The following is a 22,295-nucleotide window of genomic DNA, read 5'->3' as shown; positions in this document are numbered from 1 at the left end:
TCCTGACCCGCCGCGGTCGACCCGACCCCCGACCGGGCCGAAACGGCACTCCGCACCCGCCCGTGACATCCGCCGCTGCCTCGAACCCGAAACCGGAGGTGTGACCATGCGTGGCCCACGAACCCCGTCTCGCGTCGCTATCCGCAGCGGCCGCACCGCGCACCCGGGGGTGGAGTCGTGAGCCCCCGCGCGTACCTCGTCCCGACGGCACTGGTGGTGTGGGCGACGGCGCTCGCCGGCCTGCTGTGGGCGTGGTGGGCCGCGCCGGCGGTCGGCCTGGCCGGCGCGCTCCTCGGCGGTCTGGCACTGCGCCCGTGGCGGCAGGCGGCGGTGGCGGTGGCCGTCGCGGGCCCGGTGGCGGCGTGCTGGATCGGCGCACAGGTCCACGGCTCCGCGCACCACCCCCTCCGCGCGGCGGCCGAGCGCGGCGGGTCCGTCACCGTCCGCTTCGAACTCGACAACCGGCCGCACGGCCTGCGCAGCAGCGGGTTCGGCTCCCGCGCGGGCGGCGTGGACCTGGTCCTCGTCCGGGCCACGGTGGACGGTGGCGGCCGGATCGCCGTCCTCGCCCCGGCAGCCGGGTGGCGGGAACTCCTGCCGGGCCAACGGGTTTCCGCGCGCGGCACGCTCGCCCCGCCGCGCGGCGGGGAGTTGACGGTGGCGGTGCTGCGGGTCCGCGGACCGCCGCGGGACGTGACGGGAGCGCCGGTGTGGCAACGCGTCGCCGAGGACCTGCGGGCGGGACTGCGCGACGCGAGCACCGCGCTCGACCCCGAGCCGGCCGGCCTGCTGCCCGCGCTCGTCGTCGGCGACACCTCGGGACTGCCACCCAGGGTCGTGGAGGAGTTCCGCACGGCGGGCCTGGCCCACGTGCTCGCCGTCAGCGGCGCGAACCTGGCGATCCTCTGCGGCGCGGTCCTGTTGCTGCTGAGGCTCCTCCGGGTCGGTCCGCGGGGCTGCGCGGTCGGCGCGATGGCGGCGTTGGTCGGGTTCGTCGTGCTGGCCGGGCCGGAGCCGAGCGTGCTGCGGGCCGCCGTGATGGGCGCGGTGGCGTTGCTCGCGCTGGTGCTGGGACGGGAGCGGTCGGCGTTGCCGGCGCTCGCGGCCTCGGTGGTGGTCCTGGTCCTCTACGACCCGGAGCTGGCCACCGAACCGGGGTTCGGCCTGTCCGTGGCGGCCACAGCGGCGCTGGTGCTGCTCGCGCCGAGGTGGGCCGCCGCCATGAAGGAGCGGGGCGTCCCGGTGGGCTTCGCCGAGGCGCTGGCGGTGCCGGTGGCCGCGAACCTGGCCACCGCGCCGCTGGTCGCCGGGCTGTCCGGCCAGGTGAGCCTGGTCGCGGTGCTGGCGAACCTGCTGGTCGCGCCGGTCGTGGCGCCCGCCACGGTGCTCGGTGTGCTGGCCGCCGTGCTGGCGCAGGTGCACGACCAGGCGGCCAGGCCGGCCGTCGAGGTGGCCGGCCCGGCGGTGGGCTGGCTGATCACGGTCGGCCGGCACGCGGCGGCGGTGCCGGGTGCGGCGGTCGGGTGGCCGGGCGGCTGGGTCGGCGGGGCGTTGCTGGCCGGGGTGCTGGTGCTCGGCTACGTGGTCGTCAGGGTGCGCCGGCTGCGGGCGTTGGTCGCGGCGGCCGTCGTTGGCGCGGTGGTGGTGGCCGTGCCGGTCACCGTCGTCTCGCCCGGTTGGCCGGCGCCCGGCTGGTCGGTCGTGGCGTGCGACGTGGGCCAGGGCGACGCGGTCGTCCTCGCGACCGCCGAACGCGACCGGGCGGTGCTGGTCGACACGGGACCGGACCCGGTGCCGGTGCTGTCGTGCCTGCGCCGGCTGGGGGTGCGCCGCATCCCCCTGGTGGTGCTCAGCCACCTGCACGCCGACCACGTCGGCGGGCTGGCGGCGGTGATGGCGGAACGGGGCGTGGGCGCGGTGGCCGTGGGGCCGTCGCGGCAGCCGGACTGGGCGTGGGAGGAGGTGCGGGAACAGGCGCGGGCGGCCGGGGTCCGCGTGGTCGAGCTGGGCGCGGGCCGGCGGCTGAGCTGGCCGGGGCTGCGGCTCGACGTGCTGGGTCCGCGTGCGGACCCGGTGGGCGACACGAACACGGCGGTCAACGACGCGTCGCTGGTGCTGCGGGCCTCCACCGCGGCCGGGCGGGTGCTGCTGACCGGGGACGTCGAACTGGCCGGGCAGGCGGACCTGCTCGGCGGGCACGTGGACCTGCGGGCCGACGTGCTCAAGGTGCCGCACCACGGCTCGCGGTACTCGTCGCCCGCGTTCCTCGCGGCGGTGCGGCCGCGCATCGCGTTGGTGAGCGTCGGCGCGGGCAACCGCTACGGCCACCCCAGCGGGGTGCTGGTGGACGCGTTGACGAGCAGCGGCGTGCTGGTGCTGCGCACGGACCGGGACGGCGACACCGCCGTCCTGGCCGGCCCGGACGGGCCGAGGGTCGCCCGCAGAGGCGGCGGCCCGACCGACAACGGACAAGGGGAGATCGATGAAGAACGACGTGTGGGTCCGATTGCACTCCGGCTGGGCCCCGCAGGGCGGCAACCGCGCGATCGCCTGGGCCCTGTGGCAACCCGGCTACGTCGCCGAGCCCTGGCCACGCGAGCAGCTCCGGCCCTCGTTCACCTACTACGTGTGCGAGGACCTGCCCAAGGGCGAACGGGGCATCGTGGCCAGGGCCACCGCCACCGGCGTGGTCCGCCTGGCACAGGTGCCGTCGGCCGACTCCGCCTACCGCCTGGTCGCCGACGCGTTGTTCGACGACGACCTGGCGATCCCGCCGGAGGAGTGGCACTCCGAGCGCTACAACCAGGAGAAGGCGAAACGTCCCTGGCCGCAGATGCTCACCGCGTGGCGCGTGGTCACCGAGCCGGTCGGGCCGCACGTCCTGCCGGAACTGGCCGCGTTCCCGCGCACGGGCTGGCTCCGCACCCCGAGGATCGCCCTGTGACCGGCGGTACCGCGGCCGGGACGTCCGCGGGCCGACGCCATACCGGACCACGGCCGGCGGCCCGACCACCGCCGGTCCGCCGTCCGCCCACCTGAAGGCGGCTCGTGCTCCAGGGGCGTGGGACACCTCCGGCACGGGACGGCGTGATCCGGCCCGTCGCGGGCAGGTCCCGCACGCGCGTCGTCTCGTGCAGCCGACCGTCGGCTCGCGGGTTGCGGCCGCCGGGTGGGGCGGTCGTGCCCACCCGGCGGGCCGGCTGCCGGGTCAGTCCCGGAGGGCCGCGATGACCGCTTCGGCCGAGGGCGGGACGTTGGCGCGGGGGCCGACGCGGTCGCCGAGGGCGTCCAGGGTCTTGAGGCCGTCGCCGGTGATGAGGAGCACCGTCTCGCCGTCCGGGTCGAGTTGGCCGGTCTCGATGAGCTTCTTCGCGGTCGCGACGGTGACGCCGCCGGCGGTCTCGGCGAAGATGCCCTCGGTGCGGGCCAGGAGGCGGATGCCCTCGACGACCTCTTCGTCGGTGACGTCCTCGATCGCGCCGTTGGTGCGGCGGACGGCGTCCAGCACGTAGGGGCCGTCGGCCGGGGCGCCGATCGCCAGCGACCGGGCGATGGTGTCCGGGCGGACCGGGCTGACCACGTCGTGGCCCGCCTTGAAGGCGGCCGAGACGGGGGAGCAGCCGGTGGCCTGCGCGCCGAACACCCGGTAGGGGGTCTGCTCGACCAGGTCGAGCTCGCCCAGTTCGCGGAAGGCCTTGTCCACCTTGGTCAACTGGGAGCCGGACGCGATCGGCACGACGATCTGGTCGGGCAGCCGCCAGCCGAGCTGCTCGGCCACCTCGTACCCGAGCGTCTTGGAGCCCTCGGCGTAGTAGGGGCGGACGTTGACGTTGACGAACGCCCAGTCCTCGTGCTCGGCGGCCAGTTCCTGGGCCAGCCGGTTCACGTCGTCGTAGTTGCCGTCGACGGTGATCAGGTTGCCGCCGTACACGGCGGTCATGAGGATCTTCGCCTGCTCCAGCGTGGACGGCACGAGCACGACCGACTGCCAGCCCGCGCGGGCCGCCGCGGCGGCCACGGCGTTGGCCAGATTGCCGGTGGAGGGACATGCCAGGACCTTGAAGCCCAGCTCACGGGCGGCGGCGAGGGCGACGCCGACCACGCGGTCCTTGAACGAGTGGGTGGGGTTGCCGGTGTCGTCCTTGACCCACACCTTGCGCACGCCCAGGGCCTTGGCGAGGCGGTCGGCCTCGACCAGGCGGGTGCCGCCGGGGTTGGTGTTGGGGTGCGACTCGACGGTGGAGGGCACGGGGAGCAGGCCGCGGTAGCGCCAGATCGACCGGGGGCCCGCCTCGATGTCCTCGCGGCGGACCCGTCCGAAGTCGTAGGCCACTTCCAGCGGCCCGAAACACTCGAGACAGGCGTATTCGGGGGCGAGCGGCGTCTCGTGACCGCACTCGCGACACGACAGCGCGCGGGCGGGACCGAGGTCGAAGGAGGTGGTGGCCGAGGGCACACTGACGGCAGTCATCGCGAGGTATCTCCTCATCTTTCCCGCGCGTCGCGGGTCGGAATTGGCACCGTGATCGCCAGCGGACGCTGTGCGACGGGTTGCCGGGGCTTCTTCGGGCCGATCCCTCTGCCCCTCTGGATGAGCGGTATTCGGTTGTGGCTTCAACTTACGTCACCATCCCGACCCTCAGCCAGAGACGTCCACCATCCGGACGTCGGCCGGCCCGTGGGAGGATCGCGGCGTGAGTTCGTCCGCTGACACGCCCGACGCCGTGCACCTGGTCGTCGGCGAGGAGGAGTTGCTGGTCGAGCGCGCGGTGCGCGGTGCGCTGGCGGCGGCCCGCCAGGCCGATCCGCAGGCCGACCTGACGCGCGTCCGCGTGACCGATCTCACCCCGCCTGAGCTGGCCGAACTGGTGAGCCCGTCGCTGTTCGCGGAGGGGCGCGTGGTCGCGCTGGAGGCCGCCCAGGAGGCCGGCAAGGAGATCGCCGACGCGGTCGTCGCCTACGCCAAGGCGCCGGCCGACGGGGTGACGCTGGTGGTCGTCCACAGTGGCGGCGGGCGGAGCAAGGCGGCCAAGGAGCTGCCCGCGGCGCTGCGCAAGGCGGGCGCGCGGGTCACCGAGTGCCCCAGGATCACCAAGGCGGCGGACCGGGAAGCGTTCGTGCGCAACGAGATCCGGGCGGCGGGCGGCGGCAAGGCCGACCCGGAGGCCGTGGCCGCGCTGATCGAGGCGGTCGGGTCGGACCTGCGCGAGCTGGCGGCGGCGGCGTCGCAGCTCGTCGCCGACACCGGCGGCAAGGTCGACGCCGAGGCGGTCCGCCGCTACCACCGCGGGCGGGCCGAGGTGACCGGGTTCGCGGTCGCGGAGAAGGCCGTGATGGGCGACCGGGCCGGCGCGCTGGAGGCGCTGCGGTGGGCGATCCAGCTCGGCGTGCCGCACGTGCTGGTCGCCGACGCGCTGGCCGACGCGGTGCGCACGATCGCGCGGGTGTCCGCGGTGGGTCGGGGCGACCCGTTCAAGCTGGCGAGCGAGCTGGGCATGCCGCCGTGGAAGGTGAAGAAGGCCCAGGGGCAGTCACGCGGCTGGGAGGACCGGGGGCTGGCGGCCGCCATGACGGTGGTCGCGGACCTGAACGCGGACGTCAAGGGTGTCGCGGCGGACTCCGGCTACGCCCTGGAACGCGCGGTGCTCAAGATCGTCGCAGCGCACGGACGGCGCTGACCCACCACAGGCGGGAGCCGGACAGGCCCGCGCTCACCGGCCGCCGGCACGAAAAAGCGCCGCCCACCCCGGCGTGGGGTGGGCGGCGCTCCGGCGTGAGGACCGGATCAGATCTGGTTGGCGCGCCGCGCCAGCGCCGACTTCTTGTTGGCGGCCTGGTTGGCGTGGATGACGCCCTTGGTGACGGCCTTGTCGAGCTTGCGGGAAGCCTCCCGCGCCAGCGCGACGGCCTTCTCCTTGTCACCGGCCTCGGCGGCCTCACGGAACTTGCGGATCGCGGTCTTGAGCGACGACTTGACGGCCTTGTTGCGCAGGCGCGCCTTCTCGTTGGTCTTGATCCGCTTCATCTGGGACTTGATGTTCGCCACGCGAAAGCCACCTTTTCCTCGGTCTCGGGGTCGCACCGCGCCTGTCACCGGCTCCGCCCCCGAAGGGGCGGTCTTCCTCCACAGCGGAATGCCGCGCGGTACGGCCGAGAAGGATATCAGGGCAGCTCACCGCACCGTGAATCGAGTCCCGTCACCACACCGCGGACCGGGTTCGTCACCGCACCGCGCGTCGAGGCCGGTCACCGCATCGTGGGCCGGCTTCGTCACCGCACCGTGAACCGGGCCCGCCCGTCGCCGACCACCACCTCGTAGTCGCCCCTGGCCACCTCGGGCTTGCCGGAGCCGTCCATGTCGCCGGCCGTCACCGCGAGGCGCTTGACGTCGAACACGACCTCGACCGCCCGCTGCTCGCCCGCCTTCAACGCCACGCGCGTGAAGCCGACCAGGCGCTGCTGCGGCGTGAGCACCTTGCTCACCGGCTGGTGCACGTACACGGGCACGACGAGGGTGCCGTCCCGGCCCCCGGTGTTGGCCACCGTCACCGACACCTCGACCTGACCGTCCCGGCGCACCTCGGCGGACGCCAACTTCGGCGCGGACGTGGTGAACGTCGTGTACGACAGGCCGTGCCCGAACGCGAACGCCGGGTCGTACGCCGAGCTGGGCGCGGTGTTCGCGCCACGCGGCTGGTCGTAGGAGAACGGCTGGTCGCCGACCGTCTTCGGCCACGACACCGGCAGCCGGCCGCTCGGGTTGACCGTGCCGAAGAGCACGTCGGCGATCCCCGACCCGCCCTCGGAGCCGGGCAGCCAGCCCGCGAGCAGCGCCGGCGCGTCCGCCACCGCGCCCAGCACCATCGGCCGGCCGGTCAGCAGCACGACCACCACGGGCTTGCCGGTCGCCCGCACGGCGGCCACCAGGCCCTGCTGCTCGGCGGTCAGCGCCGGCTCCTCGGTGTCCGCCTCGCCCTCCGCGCCCTGGTCCTCGCCGAGCACCACGACGACCGCGTCGGCGTCGGCGGCCTGGGCGACCGCGTCGGCCTGGGTGGGTGCGCTCACGACGTTCGTCGCCGGGGCGGCGGCCTTGATGCCCTGGAGCACCGTGACGGCCGGCGGCACGGGGGACGAGGCGGGCACGCCCTGCCAGCCGATCGACCAGCCGCCGAGCTGCCGTGCCACGGAGTCGGCCGAGTCGCCGGTCACCACGAGCTTGCCCGCGCTCTTCGACAGGGGCAGCACGCCCTCGTTGCGCAGCAGCACCGCGCTCTCCGCCGCCGCCTGCCGGGCCAGCGCCCGGTCCGCGCCGTTGACGATCGCGTCGGCCTTGGCCGCGTCCACGAACGGCTTCTCGAACAGCCCCAGGTCGAACTTGAGCTTCAGGATGCGCCGCACGGCCTGGTCGATCCGCTTGCCGGGGACCGCCCCGCTGCGCACGGCCGCCAGCAGCCCGGTGGTGAACTCGGCCGCGTTCGACGGCTCCATCGCCATGTCCACGCCCGCGTTGACGGCCATCGCGATGGCCTCCTGGTAGTCCGCCGCCACGTGGTAGCGGTCCACCAGGAACCGGATGTCCTCCCAGTCGGTGATCGCCACGCCGCGGAAGCCCATCCGGTCGCGCAGCTGCGTGGTCAGCAGGTACTTCGACGCGTGCGCGGGCACGCCGTTGACCGCGCCGGAGTTGATCATCACCGTGCCGACGCCCGCGTCGAACTGCGGCTGGAACGCCGGCAGCACGGTGTCCTGGAGGTACCGGATGGGCAGCTGCGCGGGCGCGCGGTCGTGGCCGTTGAACGGCTCCGAGTAGCCCGCGAAGTGCTTCGCGGTCGCGGTGAGCTTCGCGGTGCCGTCGGTCGGGTCGCCCTGCTGCCCGCGCACGTTCGCCGCGGCCAGCTCGCCGGCCAGCACCGGGTCCTCGCTGTAGGTCTCGTAGTAGCGGCCCCACCTGGTGTCGCGCGCGATGTCGGACACGGGCGCGAAGTTCCAGAACACGCCGGTCGCGCGCATGGCCCGGCCGGTCGACTCGCCCAGCTGTCGCATCAGCTCCGGGTCCCACGTCGCGCCGAGGCCGATCTGGTGCGGGAACATGGTGGCGCTGAGCACGTTGTTGTGGCCGTGCACGCCGTCCGCGCCGTAGAGGACCGGGATGCGCAGCCGGCCGTGGTCCAGCGCGTACTTCTGGATGGCGTTGGTCATCTCGGCCCACGCGCGGGGCGTGTTGGGGCTCGGCGCCTCGCCGCCGCCGGACAGGATCGAGCCGACCTTGGCGTCCTCCAGCACGGCCTTCATGCAGTCCTCGCGCAGCGGACCGGGGTTCCACTCGCAGTTGCCGCGCAGCTTGCCCACCCGGATCTGCGTCATCTGGCCGACCTTCTCCTCCAGCGTCATCCGCTTGAGGAGGTCGTCGACCCGCCGGTCGACGGGCGCCCGCGCGTCCAGGTAGCCCTGCCCGGTGGGCTCCATCACGCCGCTGGCCTGCGCGCCGGTGACCAAGAGGGCCATCGTGGCCAACGCGGCCACGATGGTCCGCTTGCGGGATCTCAACACCGAGAACCTCCAGGTGGATCGGGGGTACGCCCGGGAACACCCTCTCTGTGTGAAACCGCCCACAACAGGGCTGAACGGCGCATTCTGGGAGCGCTCCCACCCCGGTAAGGCATGAAATGCAGTACGCCCGTCTTGTTTCATGGGCGCGTGACCGCCGCACTCGACTGGCCCGGCTTCGGGCACATCTCGCTCGCCGCCCTGCTGTTCCTCTGCCTCGCCGCCGCCCTCGCGGGCGCGGTCGACGCCGTGGTGGGCGGTGGCGGACTGATCCAGCTGCCCGCGCTGCTGCTCGTCGCGCCCGGCGGCCAGCCGCTGTACGCGCTGGCCACCAACAAGATCGCGTCCGTGGTCGGCACGGCCGCGGCGGTGCGCGCCTACTCGCGGCAGACCCCGATCGACTGGTCGTCGGCGCTGCCGATGGCGGTCGCCGCGTTCGCCGGCGCGGTGGGCGGCGCGGCGTTCGCGGGCGCGTTGGCGCCGGGAGTGCTCAACGGCGTGGTGCTCGTCGCGCTGGTCGGCGTCGGCCTCTACACCTGGCGCAAGCCGGAGCTGGGCGTCGCCGAGGCGCCGAGGTTCAGCCGGGCCGCGCAGGTCGCCGTGATGGCCCTCGGCGGCGCGGTGGTCGGGTTCTACGACGGCCTGGCCGGGCCGGGCACCGGGGCGTTCCTGGTGTTCCTGCTCGTCGGCCTGGTCGGGTTCGCGTTCCTGCGCGCCTCGGCCACGGCCAAGGTGGTCAACGTGGCGACCAACCTCGGCGCGCTGCTGTACTTCGTCCCGGCCGGGAAGGTGCTGTGGGGCCTGGGCCTGGTGCTCGCGCTGTGCAACGTGACGGGCTCGGTCTTCGGCGCGCGGCTCGCGGTGCGGCGGGGCTCCGCGTTCGTGCGCCGCGTGTTCCTCACCGTCGTGGTGGCGCTGGTGGTCAGTCTGGGGTGGAAGGCGGCGGTTGGATGACCCGGAACGTCGCGCCCATCGGGTCGCCGACCGTGGTGAACCGGCCGAACCGCGACTCGACCACGTCGCCGACCGTGACGCCGCCCAGCTCGCGCACCCGCCGGGCGGCCGCGTCCGCGTCGGCCACCGCGAAGTAGGTCATCCAGTGCGGCGGGATCTCCGCGGGGATCTCGTTGGCCATGCCGAACACGCCCGCCACCGGCCTGCCGTCCACCCGCAGCTGCGTGTACGGGATGTCCGGCAGCGGGTCCAGGCCCACGCCGAACACCTGCCGGTAGAACTCGGCCGCGCCGAACGCGTCCCGGGTGGCCAGCTCGTTCCACACGACCGAACCGGGCTCGTTGACCACGTACGCGCCGATGTGCGTGCCCGCCTCCCACAGCCCGAACGCCGCGCCGTACGGGTCCACCGCGATCGCGCCGCGCCCCGGCCCGCCGGTGTCGAACTCCGGCACGAGCACCTTGCCGCCGTTGGCGTTCAGCTTCTCCACCGACTCGTCCAGGTCGTCGGTCGCCAGGTAGGTCGTCCACACCACGGGGAACATCGCGTCGGACGGCATCTCGCCGAACCCGGCCACGGGCAGCCCGCGCACGAGCGCCATCGTGTAGTGCCCGGTCTCCGGGCCGCCGACCTCGAACTCCCAGCCGAACAGGCCGCCGTAGAACGCCGCGGTGGCCTGCCGGTCGGTGGTCATCATGTCCACCCACGCGGGCGTCCCGGGCGCGTACGGGGAGGTCAGCTCGCTCATCCGGCCAACGGTCGCACCGGCCGCCGCACGCCGCGAGTCGATCAACGCCGGGACGCGCGCCGGCGGTCCGCAGCAACGCCGGGACGCCGCCGGGGCAGTGGCCCGCGACGCCGGGACGCCGCCGGCGCGGTGGTCCGCACCGACGGCGTCGGGTCACCCGGCCGGTCCGTCCCCGCGTTCGGCGGGGTTCTTGCGCGGACGGCCGCGCCTGGGTTGGTCGCCCGCGCCGTTGGGCAGGCGGCCGGCTTCGGCGAGCGCGCGGCGCAGCAGGAACTCGATCTGCGCGTTGGTGCTGCGCAGCTCGTCGTTCGCCCACCTCGTCAGGGCGTCGTGCACCGCCGGGTCGAGGCGCAGCAGGACGCTCTTGCGCTCGGCCACGTCAGGTGTAGAGCGACCCGGCGTTGACCACGGGCTGCGTGGATCGGTCGCCGCAGAGCACGACCAGCAGGTTGGACACCATCGCCGCCTTGCGCTCCTCGTCCAGGTCCACCACGTCCTCCTCGGCGAGCCGGTCCAGCGCGAGCTGCACCATGCCGACCGCGCCCTCCACGATCCGCGTCCGCGCCGCGACCACCGCGCCCGCCTGCTGGCGCTGGAGCATCGCCTGGGCGATCTCCGGGGCGTAGGCGAGGTGCGTGAGGCGTGATTCGATCACCTTCACGCCGGCCGCCTCAACCCGGGCCGCGATCTCCGCCGACAGCGTCTCGGTGATCTCGTCCGCGTTCTCCCGCAGCGACAGGCCGGACTCCTCGTGGTTGTCGTAGGGGTAGCTGGTCGCGATGTGCCGCACCGCGGTCTCGGTCTGGATGCCGACGAACCGCACGAAGTCGTCCACCTCGAACATGGCCCGCGCCGTGTCGTCCACCTGCCACACCACCACGGCGGCGATCTCGATCGGGTTGCCGTCGGCGTCGTTGACCTTCAACGTCGCGGTCTCGTGGTTGCGGATCCGGGTGGAGACCTTGGCCCGGGTGCTGAACGGGTTCGCCCAGCGCAGCCCGTCCTGGCGGACCGTGCCCGTGTAGCGGCCGAGGAACTGCAGCACCCGCGCCTCGCCCGGCGCCACGGTGAACAGCCCGCGCAGCCCGATGCCGCCGCCGGTGAGGACGACCAGCCCGGCGACCGCCGCGGGCACGTTCGGGTCCTCCGGGTCGGGGACCACCGACACGACCACCAGCAGCACCCCGACCGCCAGCGCCAGCAGCCCGATGAAGAACGCCAGGATGCCGGGCGCGGCGACCGCCGCCTTCTCCCGCACCGCAGGCGCGGGCATCCGCACCGCCACGTCCGTCGTCGCGTCCATGTCCCACCTCTGATCTCATATCGCGTGCTTAGCAAAGTGATATCACTTTTTTTCGCCGCACGGCAAGTCGCGACGCTATGAGGACCGGAGTTGTCCGCAATCGTTCCTACTCTGGGCGCATGATCCCGGTACTGAGCCGTCGCGCCCTCGGTCGCGCCACCCTGGCCAGGCAGTTCCTGCTGGCCCGCACCGACGCGACGGTGCCCGAAGTCGTCACCCGCCTGGTCGGGCTCCAGGCGCAGACCCCGCACACCTGGTACACCGGCCTGTGGTCGCGCGTCGCCGGCTTCACCCCGGACCTGGCCGCCGACGCGCTGGTGAACCGGCGGCTCGTGCGCATCGCCCTGATGCGCTCGACCATCCACCTGGTCACCGCGGCCGACGCGCTGGAGCTGCGCCCCGCCGTGCAGCCCGCGCTCGACCGGGACCTGTTCCGCAACTACACCCACGGCCGGGACATGCGCGGTCTCGACGTGGACGCCGTGGTGGCCGCCGGCCGCGCGTTGCTGGCCGAGGCGCCGCGCACCAACAAGGAGCTGGGCGCGCTGCTCCGGCAGCGGTGGCCGGACCGGTCCGCCGCCGCGCTGGCCTACGCCATCCGCTGCCTCGCGCCGCTGGTGCAGGTGCCGCCGCGCGGGGTGTGGGGTCGCAGCGGGTCGATCGCGCACACGACCGTGGAGACGTGGCTGGGCGCGTCCGTGGCGGACAAGCCGTCGGTGGACGGCCTGGTGCGGCGCTACCTGGCCGCGTTCGGGCCCGCGACGGTGAAGGACGTGCAGACGTGGTCCGGCCTGACCCGGCTGCGCGAGGTGGTCGAGGAGCTGCCGCTGCTGCGGCTGCGCGACGAGGACGGCCAGGAGCTGTTCGACCTGCCCGACGCGCCCCGGCCGGACGAGGACGTGCCCGCGCCGGTGCGGTTCCTCTACGACTTCGACAACGTGCTGCTCTCGCACGCCGACCGGCGGCGGATCGTCACCGACGACGTGCGTGCGCGCGACTACGACCCGCACGGGCCCGTGCCGCAGTTCTTCCTGGTCGACGGCGTCACGGCGGGCGACTGGGCGGTGCACCGCACCAGGGAGGCCGCCACGCTGGAGCTGCGGCCGTTCCACCGCCTGACCGCGCCGGACGAGGTGGAGCGGGAGGGCGCGCGGCTGCTGTCGTTCCTCGCCCCGGACGTGCCGCGGCACGAGGTCCGGACGACCCCGCCGGCGGTATCGCGCCCCTGAGGGTCACCGTGCGCGTGACTCGGGCACGGGACCGCTCGAGCGCGGCCGGCGCGGGGTCGGCCGCGCGGACGCGCACGGGCGAATGGCGCTCGACCCCACCGTGTGATGGCCTGGGGACGTGGAGATCCTCAGCAGCCGCGTCCTGATCCGGTCACGCGACCCCGAGCGCGCCCGCGCGTTCTACCGGGACGTGCTGGGCCTGGCCGTGCACCGCGAGTTCCCCGGCGGCACCGTGTTCTTCCTCGGCCAGGGGTTCCTGGAGGTCTCCGGCCACGCCGACGCGGACCCCACCGACGCCACGCAGCTGTGGCTCCAGGTGCGCGACCTCGCCCGCGCCGCCGAGGACCTCGCCGAGCACGTCGTCCGGCCCGCCCGGCGCGAGCCGTGGGGCCTGGACGAGCTGTGGGTCGCCGACCCGGACGGGCGGCGGATCGCGCTGGTGGAGGTGCCCGCCGACCACCCGCTACGCCGGGACCCGCGCCAGTAGCTGCACGGCCGGCCCGACCACGCCGCCGTACTGGTGCAACGACGTGCGCACCTCGGTGAACCCGGCCGCCTCGGCCTCCCGGATCAGGTCGTACTCGGACGTGTCCAGCGCCCGCCGGTGCACGGAGGCGACCAGCCTGCCGCCGGGCCGCAGCACCCGGAACAGCTCGTGGAACGCGGCCGGCCGGTTGCCCCAGAGCTGGAGGTTGTTCACCGACACGACCACGTCCACCGAGTCCTCCGGCCGGCCGGTCCGCGTCGCCGCGCCCTCGTGCAGCTCCACCCGGCCCGCCACGATCAGCTCGGCGCACCGGACCCGCGCCTCGTCCAGCATGACCTGCGACGGGTCGACGCCGATGGCCTTGAGCGCGCGTTCGCCGGCCAGCTTGAGGCCCACACCCGGACCGGGGCCGAGCACCAGCACGACCTCCTCGGCCGTCGGCGCGGCCACCTCGGTGACGTGCTCCTCCACCTTGGCGTTCAGCACGGCCATCACCCGGCCGCCCAGCTCGCCCACCTTGCCGCGGGGGTGCCCGAACGCCGCGTCGAGCGCCTTCATCAGGTTGTTCGCCATGACCCCAGGGTCGTCGGCGGGTGGTCGGGCGGCATCGGGGATCGCCCCGAGGCGATGCCGGAGATGCGGCCCCGAAGCCCTCGCCGGCCCCGGAGAACCCCGCCGCGCCTCAGCGCCAGCCCAGCCGCCGCAGCGCGTCCACGACCAGCGAGAACCGCTCCGGCTCCAGCACCGAGCCCTCGCGCCGGATGTCGTCCTCGTCCAGCTCGAACACGCGGTCCAGGCGCAGGTAGGAGTGCCGCCCGTCCCGGTCCCAGCGGCCCGAGCCCAGGTCGAGGCAGTCGTCCGCCTCGTGCCGGTCGGGGGTCTTGCTGGTCAGCATCAGGCCCAGCAGCGCGCGGCGGTGGCGGCCGACGACCAGCAGCGGGCGGTCCTTGCCGCGGTTCGGGTCCTCCTCGAAGGGCACCCAGGCCCACACCACCTCGCCCGGGTCGGCCAGGCCGTCCAGGTCGGGCGAGTACTCCAGGGTGGCCGCCACCGCGGCCGAGTGGACCTCGCGCACCGCGCCCCTGGCCGGGCGGGGGTCTTCACCGTTCGCGTACACGGCGGGCAGCTTATGGCCTCGGTCACGCCCAGGGGGGACGCCGCCACGCCGGGACATGAGATGCTGTGTGTTGTCGAACTGGGCCTTCGTCCGCGTCCAGTGAAGTAGGCCCCCGTCCTTCCTGTGCGAGGAACCTGAGTGAGCACGTTCGCCGACCAGACGTTCACGCCTCCGGAGCTGATCCGGAACTTCTGCATCATCGCGCACATCGACCACGGCAAGTCGACGCTGGCCGACCGCATGCTGCAGCTCACCGGCGTCGTCGAGGAGCGGGCGATGCGCGCGCAGTACCTCGACCGCATGGACATCGAGCGGGAGCGCGGCATCACGATCAAGGCGCAGAACGTGCGCCTGCCGTGGCAGCTCGACGGCCAGGACCACGTGCTGCACATGATCGACACGCCGGGTCACGTCGACTTCACCTACGAGGTGTCGCGGGCCCTGGAGGCGTGCGAGGGCACCGTGCTGCTGGTCGACGCCGCCCAGGGCATCGAGGCGCAGACGCTGGCCAACCTGTACCTGGCGATGGAGAACGACCTCACCATCATCCCGGTGCTGAACAAGATCGACCTGCCCGCGGCGGACCCGGACAAGTACGCCAAGGAGCTGGCGCACATCGTCGGGTGCGAGCCCGAGGAGGTGCTGCGGGTCTCGGCCAAGACCGGCCTCGGCGTCGGCGAGCTGCTGGACGAGGTCGTGCGGCGGGTGCCCGCGCCGGTCGGCGACGCCGACGCGCCGGCCCGCGCGATGATCTTCGACTCGGTCTACGACACCTACCGCGGCGTGGTCACCTACATCCGCGTGGTGGACGGCCGGATCACCCCGCGCGAGCGGATCAAGATGATGTCTACCGGCGCGACGCACGAGCTGCTGGAGGTCGGCATCATCTCGCCCGAGCCCAAGCCCAGCCGCGGGCTCGGCGTCGGCGAGGTGGGCTACCTGATCACCGGCGTGAAGGACGTGCGGCAGTCCAAGGTCGGCGACACCGTCACCTGGGACAAGAAGGGCGCGACCGAGCCGCTGGCCGGGTACCGCGAGCCCAAGCCCATGGTCTACTCGGGGCTGTACCCGGTGGACGGCTCCGACTACCCGGTGCTGCGCGAGGCGCTGGAGAAGCTGCAGCTCAACGACGCCGCGCTGACGTTCGAGCCGGAGACGTCGGCCGCGCTCGGCTTCGGCTTCCGGTGCGGCTTCCTCGGCCTGCTGCACCTGGAGATCACCCGCGACCGGCTGGAGCGCGAGTTCGGCCTGGACCTGATCTCCACCGCGCCGAACGTGGTGTACCGCGTCGTCATGGACGACGGCACCGAGCACGTCGTGACCAACCCGTCCGACTGGCCCGAGGGCAAGCGGGCCGAGGTCTACGAGCCGGTCACCAAGTGCACGATCATCGCGCCGAGCGACTACATCGGCGCGATCATGGAGCTGTGCCAGTCCAAGCGCGGCCAGCTCGGCGGCATGGACTACCTGTCCGAGGACCGCGTCGAGCTGCGCTACACCATGCCGCTCGGCGAGATCATCTTCGACTTCTTCGACTCGCTGAAGTCCCGCACGCGCGGTTACGCGTCGCTGGACTACGAGGAGTCGGGCGAGCAGAACGCCGAGCTGGTGAAGGTGGACATCCTGCTCCAGGGCGAGCCGGTGGACGCGTTCAGCGCGATCGTGCACAAGGACCACGCCTACGGCTACGGCACCAAGATGGCCACCAAGCTGCGCGAGCTGATCCCGCGGCAGCAGTTCGAGGTGCCGATCCAGGCCGCCATCGGCGCGCGGGTGATCGCCCGCGAGACGATTCGCGCGATGCGCAAGGACGTGCTCGCGAAGTGCTACGGCGGTGACATCACCCGCAAGCGCAAGCTGCTGGAGAAGCAGAAGGAAGGCAAGAAGCGGATGAAGATGGTGGGCCGCGTCGAGGTCCCCCAGGAAGCCTTCGTCGCCGCCCTGTCCACCGAGGACTCCGGCAAGGACAAGGGCAAGAAGTAGGACCACCGGCCAATTCCGCGCCGATCGGCACATCTTCGGGTGGTTGATCGGCGCGGATGCCTTTTTTCGCGGATTCCCTCTGCCATGGTTGGCGCGACAACCGGAAGGAGGGGACCATGACCGTCATGGTTGAACACAGGAGCGGTCCCTACACGGTCGAAGACCTGGAGGGCATGCCCGATGACGGACGTCGCTACGAGCTGGTCGACGGTGAGCTGCTCGTGAGCCCGGCACCGGGGTACCGGCACCAGGAAATCGTGGCGGAGCTCTGCGGGCGCTTGCGCGCGGCGTGCCCGGAGGACCTGACCGCGCTACCGGCTCCGTTCGCCGTGCAGACCACCGCGAAGACCGAGGTCCAGCCCGATGTCCTCGTGGGTCGTCGTGCCGATTTCACGGACAAGGTGCTGCCCGTCGCGCCATTGCTGGCGGTGGAAGTGCTTTCGCCGAGCACGGGTATCCGTGACCTGACCGTCAAGAAGAACGCCTACGAACGCATGGGTGTCGTGAGCTATTGGGTGATCGATCCCCAGGAGCCGGTGATGGCCGTGTTCGAACTCGACGGCGAAGGCCATTACCGGCAGGTGGCCGAGGTGAAGGGGGAGGACCCGTTCGACGCGACGCTGCCGTTCCCGGTGCGGGTCGTGCCCGCCGAGCTGCTCGGTGCGCTGCGGGAGACGTCGGAATGACGGAAGGGCCTTCAGGACGCCCCTGTCCTGAAGGCCCTCGCAGGGTGCGGCGGCTCAGCTGTGGTTGCGGAGCATGCCGTTGAGCGCGTGGCGGCGGAGGATCGCTTCGATCTCACGCGCCTCGTGGCTCGAGTGGCGGGCGAGGATGGCTTCCATGTCCATCCGGGCGCTCGGGGTGTCGTAGGCGGCCAACTCGCGGTTCAGGTCCGCTTCCCGCTTGCGGATCTGCCGCCGGGTGGCGAAGTACGTGCGAACGGTCTTCAGAGCGTTGGTCATGTCGCCTTTCGGTCGGCCATCTGTATCGGTTCACCTACCATGATGCCGCACGTCAGAGCCTTGCGCGACTGCCTGCGCCGTGATCTCCGCCGCAACTGTCACGGCCGCGTGAAGGCCGTGTCACCGGTCCAGCAGGTCGAGCGCCCGCGCGTACTTCGCGCGCAGCCGGTCGCGGGTCGCGGGGTCCAGCAGCGCCAGTCGGGGCGGTGACGTGTTGTCGGCGATGTCGGCCCGCTTCACGGCCACCGCGACGGGGTCGGTCCGCACCCGGGCCAGGTAGTCCTCCTGCGACTCGCCGTCGCGGTGGCTCAGCGCCAGCACGGTCGCGACCACCTCCGGCGGGCACCCGGCGGCCCGCAGGTCCTCGGCGGTGACGTCGGTGTCCTCGACCACGTCGTGCAGCACGGCGGCCATGCGCGCGTGCTCGCCGGACACCCGGCCCATCACCCGCAGCGGGTGGTCGATGTACGGCCGGCCGGACTTGTCGACCTGCCCCTCGTGGGCGGCGCGCGCGATCCGGATCGCGTCATCAACGGTGAACGTCACGAGCCCATGGTCACACCCTTGACAAGGCCCAGTGGTCTAGTCCATTTTTCGAGTGGCCCACGTCACCTGTGCTGGGCTTTGGCCGCCGACGAGAACGTGGAGGTGGACGTGGTTCCGAGGACGAGACGCGTGCTGGGCGCGGTGCTGGCGGGCCTGCTGGCCGTCGCGGGCCTGACCCTGGTGGTCGCGGGCAGCGCGTCGGCCGCCAACCTGGTCGCCAACCCCGGCTTCGAGGGCGGCACGGGCGGGTGGACGTGCAGCGCCGCGGCGACGGCGGTGACCACGACCAAGCGCAGCGGCACGGCCGCCCTGGCGGGCACCCCGGCGGGCCAGGACAACGCCCGCTGCTCGCAGACGATCGCCGTGCAGGCCAACACCGCCTACAAGCTGTCCGCGTGGGTGCAGGGCAGCTACGTGTACCTCGGCGTGACGGGCACCGGCAGCGGCGACAAGAGCACCTGGACGCCGGGCTCGGCGGGCTTCGGCCAGCTCTCGATCGACTTCACCACCGGCGCGACCGGCAGCGTGACGATCTACCTGCACGGCTGGTACGGCCAGCCGACGTTCTACGCCGACGACGTGAGCCTGGACGGCCCCGGCACCCCGCCGACGAGCACCACGACCAGCACCACCACGTCCACCACGACGACGACCACGACCACCACGACGACCACCACGACGACGACCGGCAATCCCAACCCGTCGCTGCCGAAGCACCTGCTCACCGGCTACTGGCACAACTTCGACAACGGCTCGCGCCTGCTCAAGCTCGCCGACGTGCCGACCACCTACGACATCGTGGCGGTCGCGTTCGCCGACGCCACCACCACTCCGGGCGCGGTCTCGTTCACGCTCGACCCGACGTTGTCGAGCAAGCTCGGCGGCTACACCGACGCCCAGTTCAAGGCCGACGTCCGCACGCTGCAGTCCCGCGGCCAGAAGGTGATCATCTCGGTGGGCGGCGAGAAGGGCACGATCAGCGTCGGCAACGCCACCGCCGCGACGAACTTCGCCAACAGCGTGAAGACCCTGATCGCGAACTACGGGTTCGACGGCGTGGACATCGACCTGGAGAACGGCGTCAACGCCACCTACATGGCGCAGGCGCTGCGCGCGATCAACGCGGCCGGCGGCAAGGTCATCACGATGGCCCCGCAGACCATCGACATGCAGTCCACCGGCCAGGAGTACTTCAAGCTGGCGCTCGCGGTGAAGGACATCCTCACCGTGGTGAACATGCAGTTCTACAACTCCGGCACGATGCTCGGCTGCGACCAGAAGGTCTACGCCCAGGGCACGGTCGACTTCCTGGTCGCGCTCGCCTGCATCCAGCTCCAGAACGGCCTGCGGCCCGACCAGGTCGGCCTGGGCCTGCCCGCCTCGCCGTCGGGCGCGGGCGGCGGCTACCAGTCGCCCGCCAACGTCAACGCGGCGCTGAACTGCCTCGCCAAGGGCACGAACTGCGGGTCGTTCAAGCCCTCGCAGACCTGGCCGGGCATCCGCGGCGCGATGACGTGGTCGATCAACTGGGACGCCTCGAACAACTGGCAGTTCGCCAACACGGTGGCCCCGCACCTGGACACGCTGCCCTGACCCACCGCGCCGGGCGTAGGACTCTCGCGCGAGTCCTACGCCCGGCACGCGCGTGTCCTACGTTCAGAACGCCCGTGTCCTGCGTTCAGAACGACCGTGTCCTGCGTTCAGAACGACCGTGTCCTGCGTTCGGAACGCCCGGGTTGTCCGCCCGGAACGGTCCGTTTTGCCGCCCCGAGCCCGTGAGCTGCCACGACGTGACCGCGGCGGTGACGGGGTTTAGGGTCGTTCCATGTTGGACCGACTCGAAGTGCCCGTGATCGCCGCGCCGATGGCGGGCGGGGTGTCCACACCCGCGCTCGTGGCCGAGGTCGGCCGGGCGGGCGGTCTCGGGTTCCTGGCCGCCGGCTACCTGTCCGTCGAGGCGCTGGCCGAGCAGATCACCGCCACCACCGCGCTGTCCGACCGGCCGTTCGGGGTCAACCTGTTCGTGCCCGGCCCCCGGTCGACCGCCGACCTGTCCGGCTACCGCGACCGGGTGCGGGCGCAGTCGCCGACCGAACCGGGCGAGCCGCGGTGGGACGACGACTCCTACGCCGCCAAGCTCGAACTCGTGATGGCGCTGCGGGTCCCGGTGGTCTCGTTCACGTTCGGCCTGCCCGCCCCGGAGGACGTGCACCGCCTGCACGCGGCGGGCTCGACGGTCGTCGTCACGGTCACCACCCCGCAGGAGGCCGTGCAGGCGGCCCAGGTCGGCGCGGACGCGCTGTGCGTGCAGGGCGGCGACGCGGGCGGGCACCGCGGCACGTTCAGCGACGACGGCGTCTCGCCCGGCGGCGGCGAGCTGCTGGGGCTGCTGGCCGCGCTGCGCCTGGTGCGCGCCAAGGTGGACCTGCCGCTGGTCGCGGCCGGCGGCCTGGTGCACGGCGCGGACGTCGCCGCCGTCATCGTCGCGGGCGCGGTCGCGGCGCAGCTGGGCACCGCGTTCCTCGCCACGCCGGAGGCGGGCACGTCCGCCGCGCACCGCCAGGCCCTCGCCGAAGGCACCCGCCGCACGGCGTTGACCAGGGCGTTCAGCGGACGTCCCGCGCGCGGCCTGGTGAACCGGTTCCTGCTGGAGAACCAGGACCGGGCGCCGGCCGCGTACCCGGAGGTGCACCACCTGACCCGGCCGGTGCGCGCGGCGGGCGACCCGGAGCTGATGTCGTTGTGGGCCGGGCAGACGTACGCGTTGGCCCGACCGGCCCCGGCGGCCGAGGTCGTCGCCCGGTTGCTCGCCGAGGCGCGCCAGGCGCTTTCCGTCGCGAACACGCGCATTCCCCCGGCGTAGCACCACAGAATGACGACGTGACCACCGCGCGCGAACTCGCCGACGAGATGCTGACCCTGGTCCTGGACGCCGATCCCGTCATGGCCACGCTGCTCGGGATCCCCGGCTGGGACGACCGGCTGCCGGACCCGAGCCTCGACGGCGAACGCGCGCTGCGCGACCGCGCCCACGACATAGCGCGCCGTGCGCGCGGCGGGGACGACGACGCGGTGACGCGTGCGGTGGTCGCGCAGGAGGCATGGGGTCTGGTGCACCGCCTGGACTCGCACCTGGTGGAGCACACCCACGCCGGAGGGCTCAACGCGCCGCTGGTCGTGCTGCTCGGCGCGCTGCCGCTGGTCCGGCCGTCCGACGACCGGGCGCGACAGGCATACCTGACCCGGCTGTCGGCGTTACCCGCCTACCTGGACGCGCTCACCCGGCGGCAGCGCGACTCCGCCCGCCGTCCGCTGAGGCACCTCGTGGAAGCCGCCGTCGGCCGCATCGACCGCTACCTGGCCGAGGACGACGACCCGCTCTGCACGCCGTTGCGCGGCACGCCGTTCGCCGACGTCTGCGCGCGGCTGCTGCACGAGATCGTGCACCCGGCTGTCGCCCGCTACCGCGAGTTCCTGCGCGCCGAGGTGGTCGGCCGCGGTCGTGGCGAGGACCAGCCCGGCCTGTGCTGGCTGCCCGACGGCGACCTGATCTACGCGGACCTCGTCCGCACGTACACCACCACCGGCCACACCCCCGAGGAGCTGCACCGGATCGGCCTGGACCTGATCGAGCGGCTGGACGGGGAGTACGAGGAGATCGGCGGCCGGGTGTTCGGCCCCACCACGGCCGCCGGCGTGCGCGCCCGCCTGCTCGCCGACCCGGCGCTGCGCTGGGGCCGCGCCGAGGACATGGTGTCGCTGGCCGCGGCGACCATCGCCCGCGCCGAGGCGGTCGCGGGGGACTGGTTCGGCACGGTGCCGTCGACCCGGTGCGCGGTGGAGGCCGTGCCCGAAGCGGAGGCGCCGAACGCGCCGCTGGCCTACTACGTGGACCCCGCGATGGACGGCTCCCGGCCGGGCACCTACTTCGTCAACACGCACCAGGCCGAGCTGCGCGACCGGTTCAGCGCCGAGGCCACCGCGTTCCACGAGGGCGTGCCGGGCCACCACTTCCAGATCGCGCTCGCCCAGGAGTTGCGCGACCTGCCGCTGCTGCGGCGGTTCGCGTCCATCGAGGCGTACCTGGAGGGGTGGGCGCTCTACACCGAGCGGCTGGCCGACGAGATGGGCCTCTACAGCGACGACGTGGCGCGGCTGGGGATGCTGTCGGCCGACTCGCTGCGCGCCGCCCGCCTGGTGGTGGACACCGGCCTGCACGCGATGGGCTGGTCGCGGCAGCAGGCCGTGGACTACCTGCGCGCCAACGCGGTCATGCCCGACGTGGACATCTTCTCCGAGGTCGACCGGTACATCGAGAACCCCGCGCCCGCCCGGGGCGCCCGCTCCGAGGGGCGGCGGGGCCCACCCCCCGCCCGCGCGCGCGCGGGGGGGGGGGCGCGGGCGGGGCGGGCCCGCGCG

At 73.2% G+C, this 22,295-nt stretch carries 19 protein-coding genes, 1 pseudogene and 1 riboswitch; of the genes and pseudogenes, 10 read left to right on the top strand and 10 right to left on the bottom strand.

From position 1 onward, the window contains the following. Positions 1–177: 177 nt before the first annotated feature. Positions 178–2,448, top strand: a pseudogene (locus ACFXGA_RS19440) (DNA internalization-related competence protein ComEC/Rec2); the annotation flags it as partial. Positions 2,449–3,208: 760 nt separating this feature from the next. On the opposite strand, the gene thrC reads toward ACFXGA_RS19440, so the two are convergent. Continuing rightward, entirely contained in the window at positions 3,209–4,471 is a 1,263-nt protein-coding gene (gene thrC / locus ACFXGA_RS19435) for a threonine synthase (RefSeq protein WP_378089723.1), read from the bottom strand. Between the two features lie 11 nt (positions 4,472–4,482). After that, positions 4,483–4,598: riboswitch (SAM riboswitch) on the bottom strand. A gap of 96 nt (positions 4,599–4,694) precedes the next feature. Between thrC and holA the strand changes: the two genes are divergently transcribed. Continuing rightward, positions 4,695–5,678, top strand: a complete 984-nt coding sequence (holA, locus tag ACFXGA_RS19430) for a DNA polymerase III subunit delta (protein ID WP_378089720.1) — start codon at positions 4,695–4,697, stop codon at positions 5,676–5,678. Between the two features lie 107 nt (positions 5,679–5,785). Here holA and rpsT read toward each other — a convergent pair whose 3' ends face one another. Together rpsT and ACFXGA_RS19420 are read right to left on the bottom strand one after the other, a co-directional pair. Beyond that, positions 5,786–6,046, bottom strand: a complete 261-nt coding sequence (rpsT, locus tag ACFXGA_RS19425) for a 30S ribosomal protein S20 (protein ID WP_378089718.1) — start codon at positions 6,044–6,046, stop codon at positions 5,786–5,788. 224 nt (positions 6,047–6,270) lie between these two features. Beyond that, entirely contained in the window at positions 6,271–8,550 is a 2,280-nt protein-coding gene (locus ACFXGA_RS19420) for a glycoside hydrolase family 3 N-terminal domain-containing protein (RefSeq protein ID WP_378089716.1), read from the bottom strand. 147 nt (positions 8,551–8,697) lie between these two features. Between ACFXGA_RS19420 and ACFXGA_RS19415 the strand changes: the two genes are divergently transcribed. Next, positions 8,698–9,501, top strand: a complete 804-nt coding sequence (locus tag ACFXGA_RS19415; protein WP_378089714.1) for a sulfite exporter TauE/SafE family protein — start codon at positions 8,698–8,700, stop codon at positions 9,499–9,501. Here the strand turns inward: ACFXGA_RS19415 and ACFXGA_RS19410 are convergent. The 3 genes from ACFXGA_RS19410 to ACFXGA_RS19400 all read right to left on the bottom strand — a co-directional run bounded on the left by ACFXGA_RS19410 (position 9,470) and on the right by ACFXGA_RS19400 (position 11,552). Continuing rightward, the gene (locus ACFXGA_RS19410) at positions 9,470–10,249 is read right to left on the bottom strand and encodes a VOC family protein (protein WP_378089712.1); all 780 of its coding nucleotides are present in this window, start codon (positions 10,247–10,249) and stop codon (positions 9,470–9,472) included. The genes ACFXGA_RS19415 and ACFXGA_RS19410 overlap by 32 nt on opposite strands. Positions 10,250–10,402: 153 nt before the next feature. Beyond that, the gene (locus ACFXGA_RS19405) at positions 10,403–10,627 is read right to left on the bottom strand and encodes a hypothetical protein (protein WP_378089710.1); all 225 of its coding nucleotides are present in this window, start codon (positions 10,625–10,627) and stop codon (positions 10,403–10,405) included. 1 nt (position 10,628) lies between these two features. Next, positions 10,629–11,552: an SPFH domain-containing protein gene (locus tag ACFXGA_RS19400; protein WP_378089708.1), complete on the bottom strand. Its 924-nt coding sequence runs from the start codon at positions 11,550–11,552 to the stop codon at positions 10,629–10,631. A gap of 119 nt (positions 11,553–11,671) precedes the next feature. Between ACFXGA_RS19400 and ACFXGA_RS19395 the strand changes: the two genes are divergently transcribed. Together ACFXGA_RS19395 and ACFXGA_RS19390 are read left to right on the top strand one after the other, a co-directional pair. Then, entirely contained in the window at positions 11,672–12,781 is a 1,110-nt protein-coding gene (locus ACFXGA_RS19395) for a winged helix DNA-binding domain-containing protein (protein WP_378089707.1), read from the top strand. A gap of 118 nt (positions 12,782–12,899) precedes the next feature. Next, the gene (locus tag ACFXGA_RS19390; protein ID WP_378089705.1) at positions 12,900–13,268 is read left to right on the top strand and encodes a VOC family protein; all 369 of its coding nucleotides are present in this window, start codon (positions 12,900–12,902) and stop codon (positions 13,266–13,268) included. Here ACFXGA_RS19390 and ACFXGA_RS19385 read toward each other — a convergent pair. Then, positions 13,245–13,841, bottom strand: coding sequence for a class I SAM-dependent methyltransferase (locus ACFXGA_RS19385; protein WP_378089703.1), 597 nt, complete (start codon positions 13,839–13,841; stop codon positions 13,245–13,247). The genes ACFXGA_RS19390 and ACFXGA_RS19385 overlap by 24 nt on opposite strands. A 109-nt stretch (positions 13,842–13,950) precedes the next feature. Further along, entirely contained in the window at positions 13,951–14,385 is a 435-nt protein-coding gene (locus ACFXGA_RS19380; protein ID WP_378089701.1) for a type II toxin-antitoxin system PemK/MazF family toxin, read from the bottom strand. Between the two features lie 138 nt (positions 14,386–14,523). Here ACFXGA_RS19380 and lepA point away from each other — a divergent pair, with 138 nt between their 5' ends. Together lepA and ACFXGA_RS19370 are read left to right on the top strand one after the other, a co-directional pair. Further along, the gene (gene lepA, locus ACFXGA_RS19375; RefSeq protein WP_378089699.1) at positions 14,524–16,368 is read left to right on the top strand and encodes a translation elongation factor 4; all 1,845 of its coding nucleotides are present in this window, start codon (positions 14,524–14,526) and stop codon (positions 16,366–16,368) included. 116 nt (positions 16,369–16,484) lie between these two features. Continuing rightward, positions 16,485–17,054: a Uma2 family endonuclease gene (locus ACFXGA_RS19370; protein WP_378089697.1), complete on the top strand. Its 570-nt coding sequence runs from the start codon at positions 16,485–16,487 to the stop codon at positions 17,052–17,054. Between the two features lie 54 nt (positions 17,055–17,108). Here the strand turns inward: ACFXGA_RS19370 and ACFXGA_RS19365 are convergent, their stop codons facing one another. Both ACFXGA_RS19365 and ACFXGA_RS19360 read right to left on the bottom strand, forming a co-directional pair. Beyond that, positions 17,109–17,330, bottom strand: a complete 222-nt coding sequence (locus ACFXGA_RS19365) for a hypothetical protein (protein WP_378089694.1) — start codon at positions 17,328–17,330, stop codon at positions 17,109–17,111. A 120-nt stretch (positions 17,331–17,450) separates the two neighbouring features. Further along, a complete protein-coding gene (locus ACFXGA_RS19360; protein ID WP_378089692.1) occupies positions 17,451–17,876 on the bottom strand; it encodes an HD domain-containing protein in 426 nt (141 codons plus the stop codon). Positions 17,877–17,984: 108 nt separating this feature from the next. Here ACFXGA_RS19360 and ACFXGA_RS19355 point away from each other — a divergent pair, with 108 nt between their 5' ends. The 3 genes from ACFXGA_RS19355 to ACFXGA_RS19345 form a co-directional block, all read left to right on the top strand. Next, positions 17,985–19,469 (top strand): chitinase, encoded by a 1,485-nt coding sequence (locus ACFXGA_RS19355; protein ID WP_378089690.1) that lies wholly within the window; start codon positions 17,985–17,987, stop codon positions 19,467–19,469. A gap of 232 nt (positions 19,470–19,701) precedes the next feature. Continuing rightward, positions 19,702–20,739: an NAD(P)H-dependent flavin oxidoreductase gene (locus ACFXGA_RS19350; protein ID WP_378089688.1), complete on the top strand. Its 1,038-nt coding sequence runs from the start codon at positions 19,702–19,704 to the stop codon at positions 20,737–20,739. A gap of 17 nt (positions 20,740–20,756) precedes the next feature. Continuing rightward, positions 20,757–22,295 (top strand): DUF885 domain-containing protein (locus ACFXGA_RS19345; protein WP_378089686.1); only part of this gene is annotated, 1,539 nt, incomplete at its 3' end.

The organism is Actinosynnema sp. NPDC059335, from assembly GCF_042752395.1.
Taxonomy (GTDB): Bacteria; Actinomycetota; Actinomycetes; order Mycobacteriales; family Pseudonocardiaceae; genus Actinosynnema.
Note: the sequence above shows the minus strand (reverse complement) of the source record. Positions and strands in the feature narration are given on the sequence as shown.

Coding starts and splice junctions, on each gene's coding strand:
- thrC (WP_378089723.1), bottom strand. CDS start 4,471: ATGACTGCCGTCAGTGTGCCCTCGGCCACCACCTCCTTCGACCTCGGT.
- ACFXGA_RS19410 (WP_378089712.1), bottom strand. CDS start 10,249: ATGAGCGAGCTGACCTCCCCGTACGCGCCCGGGACGCCCGCGTGGGTG.
- ACFXGA_RS19400 (WP_378089708.1), bottom strand. CDS start 11,552: ATGGACGCGACGACGGACGTGGCGGTGCGGATGCCCGCGCCTGCGGTG.
- ACFXGA_RS19395 (WP_378089707.1), top strand. CDS start 11,672: ATGATCCCGGTACTGAGCCGTCGCGCCCTCGGTCGCGCCACCCTGGCC.
- ACFXGA_RS19385 (WP_378089703.1), bottom strand. CDS start 13,841: ATGGCGAACAACCTGATGAAGGCGCTCGACGCGGCGTTCGGGCACCCC.
- ACFXGA_RS19370 (WP_378089697.1), top strand. CDS start 16,485: ATGACCGTCATGGTTGAACACAGGAGCGGTCCCTACACGGTCGAAGAC.
- ACFXGA_RS19365 (WP_378089694.1), bottom strand. CDS start 17,330: ATGACCAACGCTCTGAAGACCGTTCGCACGTACTTCGCCACCCGGCGG.
- ACFXGA_RS19350 (WP_378089688.1), top strand. CDS start 19,702: ATGTTGGACCGACTCGAAGTGCCCGTGATCGCCGCGCCGATGGCGGGC.